Source organism: Shimia sp. (assembly GCF_041624275.1).
Classification (GTDB): domain Bacteria; phylum Pseudomonadota; class Alphaproteobacteria; order Rhodobacterales; family Rhodobacteraceae; genus Shimia.
Map to the genome: position 1 here is coordinate 1 of NZ_JBFJVE010000071.1, position 13221 is coordinate 13221.

Sequence of the window (13221 nt, forward strand, 5' to 3'; positions counted from 1 at the left end):
GCCCTATCTGGCGGCCTCGGGCGAGCTGAAGACCAAGCCGACCCAGCACTCGGTCAAGGAACTGCAGTCGATCGGCATCGCCCCCGACATCCTTGTCTGCCGCTCCGAGCAGCCGATCCCCGAGAAGGAACGCGACAAGATCGCGCTGTTCTGCAACGTGCGCAAAGAGGCGGTGGTGCCGGCCTATGATCTGAAATCCATCTACGAGGCGCCGCTGGCCTATCACCGCGAGGGCCTCGATCAGGCGGTGCTCGATGCCTTCGGCATCGCCCCGGCGCCGAAACCCGACCTGCGCGTCTGGGAGGACGTCGCCGACCGCATCCACAACACCGACGGCGAGGTCAATGTCGCCATCGTCGGCAAGTACACCCAGCTCGAGGACGCCTATAAGTCGATCAAGGAGGCGCTGACCCACGGCGGCATGCACAACCGGGTGCGGGTCAACGTCAACTGGGTCGATGCCGAGGTCTTCGACAAGGCCGACGCCGCCCCCTACCTGCAGGGCTATCACGCGATCCTGGTGCCCGGCGGCTTTGGCGAGCGCGGCACCGAGGGCAAGATCAAGGCGGCGCAATATGCCCGCGAACGCGGCATCCCCTATCTCGGCATCTGTCTCGGCATGCAGATGGCGGTGATCGAGGCGGCGCGCAACGTCGCCGGCATCAAGAGCGCCGGCTCCGAGGAATTCGACCACGAGGCCGGCGCCAAGCGTTTCGAGCCGGTAGTCTATCACCTCAAGGAATGGGTGCAGGGCAATGCCAAGGTGACCCGCAAGCACGACGACGACAAGGGCGGCACCATGCGGCTCGGGGCCTATGACGCGGTGCTGACCGAGGGCTCAAAGGTCGCCGAGATCTATGGCGAAACCGCGATCGAGGAACGCCACCGCCACCGCTATGAGGTCGACACCACCTATCGCGAGAAGCTCGAGGAATGCGGCCTGCGCTTTTCCGGCATGTCGCCCGACGGCCGGCTGCCCGAGATCGTCGAATGGCAGGACCACCCGTGGTTCATCGGCGTGCAGTTCCATCCCGAACTGAAATCGAAACCCTTCGAGCCGCACCCGCTGTTCAAGGAATTCGTCCGCGCCGCCAAGGAAAACTCGCGCCTGGTCTGAGCCGCCCGCGGCGCGGCCGGCGCCAGATTGTTGCCACGAAGGGATTGCGTCGCGCGCCGTCCTCTTTCAGACTGATGCCGGGAGACGCCCCGCCATCTGGCACAATCACGGGAGAGCACAGGCCATGCCCAAGGGCTATTGGATCGGCAGTGTCGAGGTCGACGACCTCGAGACCTACAAGAAATACATCGCGGCCAATGCCGCGCCCTTCGCGCAGTACGGCGCCCGGTTTCTGGTGCGCGGCGGGCAGTATACCAACCCCGAGGGCACGGCGCGCTCGCGCAATGTGGTGATCGAATTTCCCAGCTACGCGGCGGCGCTGGCCTGTTACGAAAGCGCGGCCTACCAGGCCGCCAAGGCGATCCGCGACCCGGTCAGCGTCAACAACATGGTGATCGTCGAAGGCTACGAGGGCTGATGTTCGAGAGCCTGATCAACCGGCTGCGCGGCAAACCCGAAACCCCGCCCCTGCCCGAGCCCGACGAACATCTGGCGCTGGGGGCGCTGCTGGTGCGGATCGCCAAGTCGGACCACCATTACGACGCGCTGGAGATCGGCGAGATCGACCGCATCCTCGCGGCGGGCTTCGCCCTGAAGCCGATCGAGGCGGCCAAGATGCGGGCGATTTGCGAAAAGCTCGAGGCCCAGGCCCCGGGCACCCCGGATTTCGCGCTGCTGATCCGCCAGACCGTGGACTATCCGCACCGGCTCGAGATGTTCCGCGCCCTGTGCCGGGTGATGCGCGCCGATGGCAGCGCCGCGCCCGAGGAACAGGCGGCACTGGCCGAGATCGAGAAGATCTTTGGCATCCGCGCCGAGGACCGGCCGGCGTGAGCGGGACGCGCGGCGGCGCTGCACCGGCGGCGACGGGCCCGGATGCGGGCGTGGTCGGGGGCGCTGCCCCGCGCCTCCGGTGCCGCCGGCACCGGCGCCGCCCCCCGGGATATTTGCCGCAAGAGAAAGCCGCCATGGCCCCTTCGCCGGGCGCCGGATCAGGAGCGAGAACAGGATGATTGCAGGATTTTTCAAACGCTTGTCCGGCGCCGCCGATGACGGTCTGGCCGATCGCGACGCCCGGCTGGCGCTTTGCGCGCTGTTGGTGCGGATCGCCCGCGCCGACCATGTCTACCACGCCGAGGAGGCGGCCCAGATCGACCGGGTGCTGATGGCGCGCTATGACCTCTCGCCCGCCGAGGCGGCGGCGCTGCGGCGCAGCGGCGAGGCGGTCGAGGCCGAGGCCCCGGACACGGTGCGTTTTACCCGCCAGATCAAGGAGGCGGTGCCCCACGAGGCGCGGCTCGAGGTGATCGAGGCGCTGTGGCAGGTGGTGCTGGCCGATGGCGCGCGCGCCGCCGAGGAAGAGGCGGTGGTGCGGCTGGCGGCCAATCTTCTGGGCATCAACGATCGTGACAGCGCGCTGGCCCGCCAAAGGGTGGCGGCGGCGCCATGATTGCCAGCCTCGGCATGTATGACCGCCCCGAGACGGCCGCCGCCAACGACCGGCTGTGGGCGGCGACCCGCGCCGCGCTTGGCCACGGCCCCCGTCGGCTGACGCGGGACCGCGACTTCGACGGCATCTGGCGCGACCCGGAGCTGCTGCTGGCCCAGACCTGCGGCATGCCCTACCGCATGGGGCTGTACCGGCAGGTGCAGCTGGTGGCGACCCCGGACCACGCCCTGCCCGACTGCCCGGCAGGGCATTATTACAGCGTCTTCCTGTGCCACGCCGACCGCGCCCAGGCGACGCTGGAGGAGCTCTGCCAGGGGGTGTTTGCCTATAACGAGCCGATGTCGCAGTCGGGCTGGGCGGCGCCGCTGACCCATCTCGGCGGGCTCGGGCTGGCGCCGCGCAGCCGGCTGCAGACCGGGGCCCATGTGCTGTCGGCGCGGGCGGTGGCCGAAGGCAAGGCCAGTTTCGCGGCGCTGGATGCGCTGAGCTGGGAAATGATCCGCCGCTATGACGGTTTCGCCGCCGACCTGCATATGGTGGCGCGCAGCGCTTCGACCCCGGCCCTGCCCTATATCACCGGGCCGCGCGGCAACCCGCGCGCCCTGCGCCAAGCGCTGGCAACGGCGATTGCCGGGCTCTCGACCGCTGATCGCGCGGTGCTGGGTCTGACCGGGCTTGTCGAGATCCCGGCCAGCGCCTATCTGGCGGTGCCGACCCCCGCGGCGCCCTGACCGATCCGGTCGCCCCGCCGACCGAAACGGAGAAATTCGCGCCCGAGCCACCGTTTTGCAAGTTGCATTGTCGCGTTTTTTCAGCCCTATTGTTCGCCAGACAGAACAAACAGCAATGTGATCCAGCCCTTGTCCGACAGCACGCCCGTCCTCGAAATCCGTGATCTTCACAAAGCCTATGGCCCGCTCGAGGTCATCAAGGGGGTCGACATCACCGCCCATCGCGGCGACGTGGTGTCGCTGATCGGCTCGTCCGGGTCGGGCAAATCGACGATCCTGCGCTGTGCCAACCTGCTCGAGGACAGCCAGCAGGGCGAGATCCTGTTCAAGGGCGAACCGGTGACCTGGAAGGGGCGCGGCCATGGCCGCCATCCGGCCGACCCGAAGCAGGTTCTGCGCATCCGCACCAACCTGTCGATGGTGTTCCAGCAGTTCAACCTCTGGTCGCACATGACGATCCTGCAGAACGTCATGGAGGCGCCGCTGACGGTGCTTGGCCGGCCCCGCGACGAGGTCGAGGCGGCAGCGCACAGATATCTCGACAAGGTCGGTATCTCCGACAAGCACGACGCCTATCCGGCGCAGCTGTCGGGCGGCCAGCAGCAGCGCGCCGCGATCGCCCGCGCCCTCTGCATGGAGCCCGAGGCGCTGCTGTTCGACGAGCCGACCTCGGCCCTGGACCCCGAGCTGGAACAGGAAGTGGTGCGGGTTATCAAGGCCCTTGCCGAAGAGGGGCGCACGATGCTGATCGTCACCCACGACATGAAGATGGCCCATGATGTCAGCAACCATGTGGTGTTCCTGCATCAGGGCCGGATCGAGGAACAGGGCGATCCCGAAACCCTGTTCGGCGCGCCGAAAACCGAACGGCTGCGGGGCTTCCTGTCGGCGACCGCGGCGCATTGACACAAGATAAAAGACGACACAACCACTGGGAGTAAGACAATGAAGAAACTGATCCTCAGCACTGCCGCGCTGGCGCTGGCCGCCGGGTTCGCCATGGCCGACGGACATGGCAAGACCATCCGCATGGGCACCGAGGGCGCCTATCCTCCGTACAACTTCCTCAATGACGCCGGCGAAGTCGACGGCTTCGAGCGTGAACTGGGCGACGAGCTGTGCAAGCGTGCCCAGCTGACCTGCGAATGGGTGACCAACGAATGGGATTCGATCATCCCCAACCTGGTCTCGGGCAACTACGACACCATCATCGCCGGCATGTCGATCACCGCCGAGCGTGACGAGGTCATCGACTTCACCCAGAACTACACCCAGCCCGACCCCTCGGGCTATCTGGCGATGTCGATGGATGCCGACATCAAGGGCGGCGTCGTGGCGGCCCAGACCGGCACCATCCAGGCCGCCTTCATTGCCGCCTCGGGCGCGACTCTGGTCGAGTTCGCCACCCCCGATGAGACCATCGCCGCCGTGCGCAACGGCGAGGCCGACGCGGTGCTGGCCGACGATGCCTACCTGCGCCCCTTCGCCGAGGAAAACGCCGACCTGATGATGCTTGAGCAGCAAGAGCTGATCGGTGGCGGCGTCGGCATGGGCCTGCGCGAAAGCGATGGCGAGCTGAAGGCCAAGTTCGACGCGGCGATCACCTCGATGAAAGCCGACGGCACGCTGAACGCGCTGCTGGCGAAATGGGAAATCGGCCCGGGCTTCTGATCCCGGCCGCAAGGACACAGGCGGGGCTGGTCCCATTCCGGCCCCGTCTTTTTTGACATGTTTTCATACTGTTCCGACCCCGACCTCCTGTCCGGCCTGCGCTGGCTTTCGTGCTACCTGACCACGGGCAAGCACATGTCTTTCTATCTTTCCTTCGGAACGGTTCTGCTGCTTCTGGCGATCACGGCGCCGGCGGCGCTGGCCTTCGGCTTTGGCGGCGCGATGATGGCGCGGGCGCGCTTTGCCCCGCTGAGCTGGATCGGCAAGGCCTATATCGCGGTGGTGCGCGGGGTGCCCGACATCGCCTTTTTCCTGTTCTTCGTCATCGCCCTCGATCAGGCCATCGAATGGCTGCGCCACAAGGTCAAATGCCCCGACTGGGACCAGCCGGTGCGCCAGGGCAATGACTTCGTGGTCTGCCAGGAGGCCAAGATGCCGCTTGGCGAGGCCGCGCAATGGGTGCATGAGACCTATGGTTTCGGCCTCGCGGTGCTGACCTTTGCCATCGTCTTCGGCGCCTTTGCCGCCAATGTGATCTATGGTGCCATGCGCGCCGTGCCACGGGCCCAGATCGAGACCGCCGAGGCCTATGGCATGACCCACCGCCAGGCCTTCTGGCGCATTCTGGTGCCGCAGATGTGGGTCTATGCCCTGCCCGGCCTGTCGAACCTGTGGATGGTGCTGATCAAGGCCACGCCGCTGCTGTTCCTGCTCGGGGTCGAGGACATCGTCTACTGGGCGCGCGAGCTTGGCGGCTCGAAAACCGCCCGCTTCACCGCCTATCCGCACGGCGACTGGCGGATGTGGTATTTCCTCGCGCTGCTGGTCTTCTATCTCTGCTTCACACGGGTCTCCGAGGTGGTGCTCGAGCGGCTGATGAAACGTCTCACCCACGGTCAGGCGACCGCCGGCGGTGAAGCCCAGCGGAGGGCGAACGCATGAGCTGCTGGGACACCATCGCCGATTACGGCCTGCGCTCGGTCGGGATCGGCGCGCGGCTCTTGCCGAAAGAGGATTTCACCCTCTGCCAGCAGGTCACGCTGATCGGCTCGGGGATGATCTGGAATGTCTATTTCGGCATCCTGGCCCTGCTCAGCGGCTTTTTTCTGGCCACCGCGCTGGCCATGGGCAAGGCGTCGCGCAGCCCGCTGCTGCGCAAGCCGGCCGAATGGCTGATCTTCCTGTTCCGCGGCTCGCCGCTGTTCATCCAGTTCTTCTTCGCCTATTTCCTGTTCCTCTCGCTGAAACAGGTGTTCCCGGTCTTCGCCCCCTTCACCGCCGCATGGCTGGGGGCGCTGGTGGTGCTGTTCCTCAACACCGCCGCCTATTCCGGCGAAATCTTCTATGGCGCGCTGCTGTCGATCCCCAAGGGCGACATCGAGGCCGCCGACGCCTATGGCATGTCGGGCTGGAGCCGCTTCCGGCGCATCGTCTTCCCGACCATGATGCGGCTGGCATGGCCGGCCTATACCAACGAGGCGATCTTCCTCTTCCACGCCACGACGCTGGTCTTCTTCTCGGGCTTCCCGGCCTGGCGGCAGAAGGGCGATGCGCTCTATTACGCCAGCTATTTCGCCGACAAGACCTTCAACCCCTTCGTGCCCTACCCGATCCTCGCCGGCTATTTCATCCTGCTGACCCTGATTGTGGTCGGGCTGTTCGGGCTCATCAACCGGCGGCTCAACCGGCACCTGCCACAGGCCAAGCGCCAGCGGCTGCGCCTGCGGATGAACCTGATCCGCTGAACCGCGCATGCATCGCTGCCGCCGCCTTCGACCCGCCGGAAACGGCGGGTCTTTTGCCATCTGCGGCGGCGCCGTCCTGTCGTCGCGGAAACTTTTGATCAAATTATGATGACAGGCCGGGACGGCTGGGTTAGAAATGGCGCAAACACTGGGTGACAGGACAGGTGACTGACATGGATCTCTCGCAATTCTCGACCCTGCGCGTGGCCGCATCCGACCTCAACGGGCAGATGCGGGGCAAGCGGGTGCCGGCCTCATATGCGCAAAAGCTGGACAAGGGGGCTGTGCGCATGCCGCTGTCCTGCCTCAATGTCGACATCTGGGGCGCCGACATCGAGGATTCGCCGCTGGTCTTCGAAAGCGGTGACAAGGACGGGATCCTGCTGCCCACCGATCGCGGTCCGGTGCCGATGCCATGGCTCGAAACCGCCTCGGCGCTGGTGCCGCTGACCATGCACCGCGAGGACGGGACGCCGTTTCTCGGCGATCCGCGTCAGGTGCTGGCCGGAGTGCTGGGCCGCTATGAGGCGCGCGGCTGGCAGGTGATGGCCGCCACCGAGATGGAGTTCAGCCTGATCGACGCCAGCGGCAAACGCCCCCGCCCGCCGCGCGACCCGCGCAGCAACCGGCGCCTGTTCGGCCCCGACATCCTGTCGGTCGACGAGCTCGACGCCTTCGACGGCTTCTTCACCGCGCTCTACGAGGGCTGCGTCGCCATGGGCCTGCCGGTGCAGACCATCATCAACGAAAGCGGCCTCGGCCAGTTCGAAGTGACGCTGAACCATCAGGCGGCGCTGCGCGCCGCCGATGACGCCTGGCTGTTCAAAGCGCTGACACGGGGGCTGGCGCGGCGCCACGGGCTGGCCGCCAGCTTCATGGCCAAACCCTATGCCGATGACGCCGGCAACGGCATGCATGTGCATTTCTCGGTTCTCGACCGGGATGGGCGCAACGTCTTCGACAACGGCGGCCCCGAGGGCACCGAGGCCCTGAAACAGGCGGTCGCCGGCTGCGTGCGGGCAATGCCCGCCTCGACCCTGATCTTCGCGCCGCACGGGCCCAGTTACGACCGGCTGGTGCCCGGCGCCCATGCCCCGACCGGCGCCTGCTGGGCCTATGAGAACCGCACCGCCGCCATCCGCATCCCCGGCGGCCCGCCGGCGGCGCGGCGCATCGAACACCGGGTCGCCGGCGGCGACATCAACCCCTATCTGATGCTGGCCACCGTGCTCGGGGCGGCGATCGAGGGCATCGACGAGGCGCTGGTGCCGCCGGCGCCGATCACCGGCAACGCCTATGCCCAGGACCTGCCGCAGCTGGCCCCCGACTGGGGCGCCGCCATCGACCGGTTCGAAAGCGACGCCTTCATCGCCCGCTGCCTGCCGCCCCTGCTGATCGAAAATCTGGTGATGACCAAGCGCCAGGAATTTGCCAAGCTGGCCGAGATCCCGGCGAAGGACCACTGGAAGATCTACCTCGAAAGAGTCTGAGCCCTTTCGCGTCGGCGGTGACGGCACCGGACGCGGAAGGACGGCAGGTAACCACGCCGGACCCGCCCCTTGCGCAGGGGCGGCATTCTCGGTTAGGCTAAATTTGATCAAATATCGGTGACACATGAAAATCGGCATCCTTCAAACCGGGCATTTCCCGGACGAGCTGCAGGCGGAACTGGGCGACTACGAGGACATGTTCCGCGCCCTTCTCGGCGATCACGGCTTCGACTTCGCGGTCTACAACGTCGTCGACCAGCAGTTTCCCGCCTCGGCCCTGGCGGCCGACGGCTGGCTGATCACCGGCTCGAAACACGGCGCCTATGAAGACCACCCCTGGATCGCCCCGCTCGAAGAGCTGATCCGCGAGATCGCCGCCGCCGGGCGGCCGCTGGTCGGGGTCTGCTTCGGCCATCAGATCATCGCCCAGGCCCTTGGCGGCAAGGTCGAGAAATTCGCCGGCGGCTGGGCCGTCGGGCGCCAGAGCTACGATTTCGGCGGCGTCGAGATGGCCTTCAACGCCTGGCACCAGGACCAGGTGACAGAGCGCCCCGAGGGCGCGCGGGTGCTGGCCTCGAACGATTTCTGCGAGAACGCGGCGCTGCTTTACGGCGACCAGATCCTGACCATCCAGCCGCACCCCGAATTCGGCGCCGCGGTGATCGGCGGGCTGATCAACACCCGCGGCAAGGGGGTGGTGCCGCAGGATCTGCTCGACCGCGCGGTGGACGACATCCACCTGCCCACCGCCAGCCAGACCTTCGCCGATCAGATCGCCGATTTCTTCAAGAGAGAGAGGGCATGATGGCCGACTGGATCGAGAAAACCCCGCAAGCGGCGCGCGACTACCTCGAGGGGCGGCGCCTGGACGAGGTGGAATGCATCATCTCCGACCTGCCCGGAATCGCCCGCGGCAAGGCGGTGCCGGCGAAGAAATTCGCCAAGCAGGACTATTTCCACCTGCCCGATTCGATTTTCTACCAGACCATCACCGGCGACTGGGGCGAGGCCGCCGGCGACGAGGGCTTCATCGAGAAGGACATGGTGCTGCGCCCCGACTGGGCCACCGCCACCGCCGCGCCCTGGACCGGGGACTGGACGCTTCAGGTGATCCACGACGCCTATGACATCGACGGCAAGGCGATCGAATACAGCCCGCGCAACGTGCTGAAACGGGTGGTCGAGCTTTATCGCCAGAAGGGCTGGCAGCCGGTGGTGGCGCCCGAGATGGAATTCTACCTCGTGGCGCGCAATGTCGACCCGGCCAAGGCGATCGAGCCGATGATGGGCCGCTCGGGGCGGCCCGCCGCCGCCCGCCAGGCCTATTCGATGACCGCCGTTGACGAATTCGGCCCGGTGATCGACGACATCTATGACTTCGCCGAGGCCCAGGGCTTCGACATCGACGGCATCACCCAGGAAGGCGGCGCCGGGCAGCTCGAGATCAACCTGTTGCACGGCGACCCGGTGGCGCTGGCCGACGAGGTGTTCTATTTCAAGCGGCTGATCCGCGAGGCGGCGCTGCGCCATGACTGCTATGCCACCTTCATGGCCAAGCCGATCGGCGACGAGCCCGGCAGCGCCATGCATATCCACCATTCGGTGCTGGACATCGCCACCGGGCAGAACATCTTCTCCGATGCCGAGGGCGGCGAAACCCCCGCCTTCTCGCATTTCATCGCCGGGCTGCAGACCCATCTGCCGACCGCGATCCCGATGATTGCCCCCTATGTCAATTCCTACCGCCGCTACGTGCGCGACCACGCGGCGCCGATCAACCTCGAATGGGCCCGCGACAACCGCACCACCGGCATCCGGGTGCCGATTTCCTCGCCGGCGGCGCGGCGGGTGGAAAACCGGGTCGCGGGGATGGATTGCAACCCCTATCTCGGCATCGCCGCCTCGCTGGCCTGCGGCTATCTGGGGCTGCTCGAACAGCGCCAGCCGACGGCGCCGTTCAGGGGCGATGCATATGACGGCGAAGAGGCGATCCCGCGCGAATTGGGCGCGGCGCTGGACCTGTTCGAGGAGGCGGCCAAGCTGCATGCCATCGTCGGGCCGGAATTTGCCCGCGTCTATTCCATCGTCAAGCGCACCGAACATGACGAGTTCCTGGCGGTGATCAGCCCCTGGGAACGCGAGCATCTGCTGCTCAACGTGTGAGCCTGCCGGGGGCCGGGCGCCGCAGCGCCCGGCGGCCAGCGGCGCGAGTATTTTTGACGAGATGAAGACCGGGGGGAAGACGCCGTGAACCTGCTTTATGCCAATGACCGGCCGGGGCACTACCCGGCAAGCTGGTACGCGGCAAGCACCGCGCCGCTGCCGCCCTTTGCCCCCCTGCGCGGCGAAACCCGGGCCGATGTCTGCGTGGTCGGGGCCGGCTATACCGGCCTGTCGGCGGCGCTGCATCTTGCCGAGCGCGGCTATGACGTGGTGCTGCTCGAGGCGCATCGGGTCGGCTTTGGCGCCTCGGGGCGCAATGGCGGGCAGCTCGGCTCGGGCCAGCGGCTGGAACAGCAAGGGCTGGAACGGCTGGTCGGGCGCGAGGATGCGCAGAAGCTCTGGCTGCTGGCGCAAGAGGCCAAATCCCTGACCAAGGCGCTGATTTCAAAACATGCGATCGACTGCCACCTGACTCCGGGCGTGGCCCATGCCTGTTTCAGCGCCCGCGAAGTACGCCACGAGCATGAGCATGTCGCCCATCTGCGCGAGCATTACGACTATCCGCATATCGAGGCGCTGGACCGCGAGCGGATGCAGGCGATCTGCCCCTCGCCGAAATATGTCGGCGGCTCGCTCGACATGGATGCGGCGCATCTGCACCCGCTGGCCTATGCGCTGGGGCTGGCGCGGGCGGCGGCGGCGGCGGGGGTGCGCATTCACGAAACCTCGCCGGTGCACGGGCTGATCCGGGGCGCGCGCAACACCGTGCAGACCGAGCGCGGCCGGGTCGATGCCGAGCATGTGGTGCTGGCCTGCAACGGCTATCTCGGCACGCTCGACATGAAGGTGGCGGCGCGGGTGATGCCGATCAACAATTTCATCGCCGCCACCCGCCCCCTGAGCAAGGCCGAGCTGGACGGGGTGCTGCGCCGCGACGTGGCGGTTGCCGACAGCAAGTTCGTCATCAACTATTTCCGCCTCAGCCATGACCGGCGGCTGCTGTTCGGCGGCGGCGAGAGCTATGGCTATCGGTTCCCGCGCGACATCGCGGCGCTGGTGCGCCGGCCGATGGTCGAGATCTTTCCGCAGCTGAAGGATGTCGAGATCGACCATGCCTGGGGCGGCACGCTGGGCATCACCATGAAGCGCATGCCCTTTTTCGCCCGGCTGGCGCCGGGGGTGCTGTCGGCCTCGGGCTATTCCGGCCACGGGGTCGGCACCGCCACCCATGCCGGGCAGCTGCTGGCGCAGGCGATCGCCGGTCAGAGCGAGGGGTTCGACACCATGGCGCGGGTGCCGGCGCCGGCCTTTCCCGGCGGGGCGGGCTTTCGCACCCCGCTCTTGGCGCTGGCGATGACCTGGTTCGCGCTGCGCGACCGGCTTGGCCTCTGAGCCGCCGCCGCGCTTTCTGTCATCGGAGTTTCATCTGCCGCCGCCCCCCCGAGGCTGGCCTTTGCCCGGCGCTTAATTTATCTTTCTCGAAGATTGCGTTAAGAAAAGTGAAAACTATGACCCTGCCCCCCAATGTCTATGACGCCGAACCGATCCCCGAGGCCGCCATGGCCGAGGTGGCGCGGCTGCTGCAATCGGGCGATCTGTTTCGCTATACCGCGCCCCAGGATGCGCCGGTGGCGCTGCTGGAGGCGGAATTCGCCGCCATGATGGGCAGCAAATACGCGCTGGCGGTCTCTTCCTGCTCGGCGGCGCTGTTCCTGTCGCTGAAGGCGCTGGACCTGCCGCGCGACGCCCGGGTGCTGATCCCCGGTTTCACCTTTGCCGCCGTGCCCTCGGCCGTGGTCCATGCCGACTGCGTGCCGGTGCTCTGCGAGGTCGGCGACAATTACCGGGTCGATCTCGGGGATTTCGAAGCCCGGCTCAAGGAGGACATCGCGGCGGTGATCATCAGCCACATGCGCGGCCACACCTCGGACATGGACGCGATCATGGCGCTCTGCGAGGCCCGCGGCATCCCGGTGATCGAGGATGCGGCGCATAGTCTCGGCACCACCTGGCACGGGCGCCGGATCGGCACCATCGGCCGCATCGGCTGCTTTTCCTTCCAGTCCTACAAGCTGGTCAACGCCGGCGAGGGCGGCATCCTTGTCACCGACGACGCCGACCTGCTGGCGCGGGCGGTCATCATGTCGGGCGCCTACGAGCACAACTGGCAGAAGCACAAGCCCTGCCCCGGCGACAACAGCGCCGCGCTGGAACAGGCCTTTGCCCGCTGGCAGAACCTGCTGCCGCTCTACAACCTGCGGCTCAGCAACCTGTCGGCGGCGATCATCCGCCCGCAGCTGGCCGAGGTGCCGCGCCGGGTGCGCGACGGGCGGGCCAACCACGACCATGTCGCCGGGCTGCTGAACGCATCACCGTGGTTGCAGGTGCCCGAGAAACTGCCCCCCGAGGAGCGCGCCCCGGATTCGATCCAGTTCAACCTCGTCGACATGGACCCGGCGCAGGTTCTCGCCTTTCAGAAGGCGGCCAATGCGCGCGGCGTCAAGGTGCAGGTCTTCGGCCGGTCCACCGACAATGCCCGCGCCTTCTGGAACTGGCAGTTCCTCGACCACCTGCCCGAGCTGCCGCGCACCCGCGCCATGCTGATGCGCGCCTGCGACGTGCGCCTGCCGGCACGGCTGAACCGCGACGAGCTGGAGGTGATCGCCGGCGCGCTGACCGGGGCCGCAGAGGAAGTGATGGGCGCCAGCCGCGCCGCCTAGGGTCTGTACTCAATAAGGGGTTCCACTGACGAGATTAGCGTGATTCACTTCTGCGAAAGAGCAGGAGGTGAGCATGGCACGATATGACCTGAGCGATGAGGAATGGCGGATCGTTGAGCCGCTTTTGCCGCGCC

14 protein-coding genes are annotated in these 13221 nt (G+C 66.9%); all 14 read left to right on the plus strand.

All coding sequences use genetic code 11. The annotated features are described in order from the left end of the window. Positions 1-1117, plus strand: a 1117-nt coding sequence (locus tag ABZD10_RS07445) for a CTP synthase (RefSeq protein WP_372885513.1), incomplete at its 5' end; no start/stop codon positions are given. A 124-nt stretch (positions 1118-1241) separates the two neighbouring features. Then, on the plus strand, positions 1242-1535 hold the full coding sequence (locus ABZD10_RS07450) for a DUF1330 domain-containing protein (RefSeq protein WP_372885514.1): 294 nt from the start codon (positions 1242-1244) through the stop codon (positions 1533-1535). After that, entirely contained in the window at positions 1535-1951 is a 417-nt protein-coding gene (locus ABZD10_RS07455; protein ID WP_372885515.1) for a TerB family tellurite resistance protein, read from the plus strand. Before ABZD10_RS07450 ends, ABZD10_RS07455 begins: the two co-directional genes overlap by 1 nt. 175 nt (positions 1952-2126) lie before the next feature. After that, on the plus strand, positions 2127-2567 hold the full coding sequence (locus ABZD10_RS07460) for a TerB family tellurite resistance protein (RefSeq protein ID WP_372885517.1): 441 nt from the start codon (positions 2127-2129) through the stop codon (positions 2565-2567). Next, complete coding sequence (locus ABZD10_RS07465; protein WP_372885519.1) at positions 2564-3298, plus strand: phosphate/phosphite/phosphonate ABC transporter substrate-binding protein; 735 nt, start codon at positions 2564-2566, stop codon at positions 3296-3298. The genes ABZD10_RS07460 and ABZD10_RS07465 overlap by 4 nt, the downstream gene beginning before the upstream one ends. Positions 3299-3427: 129 nt before the next feature. Next, positions 3428-4204, plus strand: a complete 777-nt coding sequence (locus ABZD10_RS07470; protein WP_372885520.1) for an ABC transporter ATP-binding protein — start codon at positions 3428-3430, stop codon at positions 4202-4204. A gap of 39 nt (positions 4205-4243) precedes the next feature. Continuing rightward, the gene (locus tag ABZD10_RS07475; RefSeq protein ID WP_372885521.1) at positions 4244-4969 is read left to right on the plus strand and encodes a transporter substrate-binding domain-containing protein; all 726 of its coding nucleotides are present in this window, start codon (positions 4244-4246) and stop codon (positions 4967-4969) included. Between the two features lie 57 nt (positions 4970-5026). Continuing rightward, positions 5027-5911 carry an ABC transporter permease gene (locus ABZD10_RS07480; RefSeq protein ID WP_372885523.1) on the plus strand — a complete coding sequence of 295 codons (885 nt, stop codon included), beginning with the start codon at positions 5027-5029 and terminating at the stop codon, positions 5909-5911. Beyond that, positions 5908-6714 (plus strand): ABC transporter permease, encoded by an 807-nt coding sequence (locus tag ABZD10_RS07485; RefSeq protein WP_372885524.1) that lies wholly within the window; start codon positions 5908-5910, stop codon positions 6712-6714. Before ABZD10_RS07480 ends, ABZD10_RS07485 begins: the two co-directional genes overlap by 4 nt. 173 nt (positions 6715-6887) lie before the next feature. Beyond that, positions 6888-8204 (plus strand): glutamine synthetase family protein, encoded by a 1317-nt coding sequence (locus ABZD10_RS07490; RefSeq protein WP_372885526.1) that lies wholly within the window; start codon positions 6888-6890, stop codon positions 8202-8204. A gap of 124 nt (positions 8205-8328) precedes the next feature. Further along, positions 8329-9009, plus strand: coding sequence for a type 1 glutamine amidotransferase (locus tag ABZD10_RS07495; RefSeq protein ID WP_372885527.1), 681 nt, complete (start codon positions 8329-8331; stop codon positions 9007-9009). Beyond that, a complete protein-coding gene (locus ABZD10_RS07500) occupies positions 9009-10367 on the plus strand; it encodes a glutamine synthetase family protein (protein ID WP_372885530.1) in 1359 nt (452 codons plus the stop codon). The genes ABZD10_RS07495 and ABZD10_RS07500 overlap by 1 nt, the downstream gene beginning before the upstream one ends. 84 nt (positions 10368-10451) lie before the next feature. Then, a complete protein-coding gene (locus ABZD10_RS07505) occupies positions 10452-11759 on the plus strand; it encodes an NAD(P)/FAD-dependent oxidoreductase (RefSeq protein WP_372885528.1) in 1308 nt (435 codons plus the stop codon). Between the two features lie 116 nt (positions 11760-11875). Further along, the gene (locus tag ABZD10_RS07510) at positions 11876-13087 is read left to right on the plus strand and encodes a DegT/DnrJ/EryC1/StrS family aminotransferase (protein WP_372885529.1); all 1212 of its coding nucleotides are present in this window, start codon (positions 11876-11878) and stop codon (positions 13085-13087) included. Positions 13088-13221 lie beyond the last annotated feature (134 nt).

Bases quoted from the DNA above. Each gene is read 5' to 3' on its own strand.
- ABZD10_RS07450 (WP_372885514.1), top strand. From the start codon at position 1,242: ATGCCCAAGGGCTATTGGATCGGCAGTGTCGAGGTCGACGACCTCGAG.
- ABZD10_RS07455 (WP_372885515.1), top strand. From the start codon at position 1,535: ATGTTCGAGAGCCTGATCAACCGGCTGCGCGGCAAACCCGAAACCCCG.
- ABZD10_RS07460 (WP_372885517.1), top strand. From the start codon at position 2,127: ATGATTGCAGGATTTTTCAAACGCTTGTCCGGCGCCGCCGATGACGGT.
- ABZD10_RS07465 (WP_372885519.1), top strand. From the start codon at position 2,564: ATGATTGCCAGCCTCGGCATGTATGACCGCCCCGAGACGGCCGCCGCC.
- ABZD10_RS07475 (WP_372885521.1), top strand. From the start codon at position 4,244: ATGAAGAAACTGATCCTCAGCACTGCCGCGCTGGCGCTGGCCGCCGGG.
- ABZD10_RS07480 (WP_372885523.1), top strand. From the start codon at position 5,027: ATGTTTTCATACTGTTCCGACCCCGACCTCCTGTCCGGCCTGCGCTGG.
- ABZD10_RS07485 (WP_372885524.1), top strand. From the start codon at position 5,908: ATGAGCTGCTGGGACACCATCGCCGATTACGGCCTGCGCTCGGTCGGG.
- ABZD10_RS07490 (WP_372885526.1), top strand. From the start codon at position 6,888: ATGGATCTCTCGCAATTCTCGACCCTGCGCGTGGCCGCATCCGACCTC.
- ABZD10_RS07495 (WP_372885527.1), top strand. From the start codon at position 8,329: ATGAAAATCGGCATCCTTCAAACCGGGCATTTCCCGGACGAGCTGCAG.
- ABZD10_RS07500 (WP_372885530.1), top strand. From the start codon at position 9,009: ATGGCCGACTGGATCGAGAAAACCCCGCAAGCGGCGCGCGACTACCTC.
- ABZD10_RS07510 (WP_372885529.1), top strand. From the start codon at position 11,876: ATGACCCTGCCCCCCAATGTCTATGACGCCGAACCGATCCCCGAGGCC.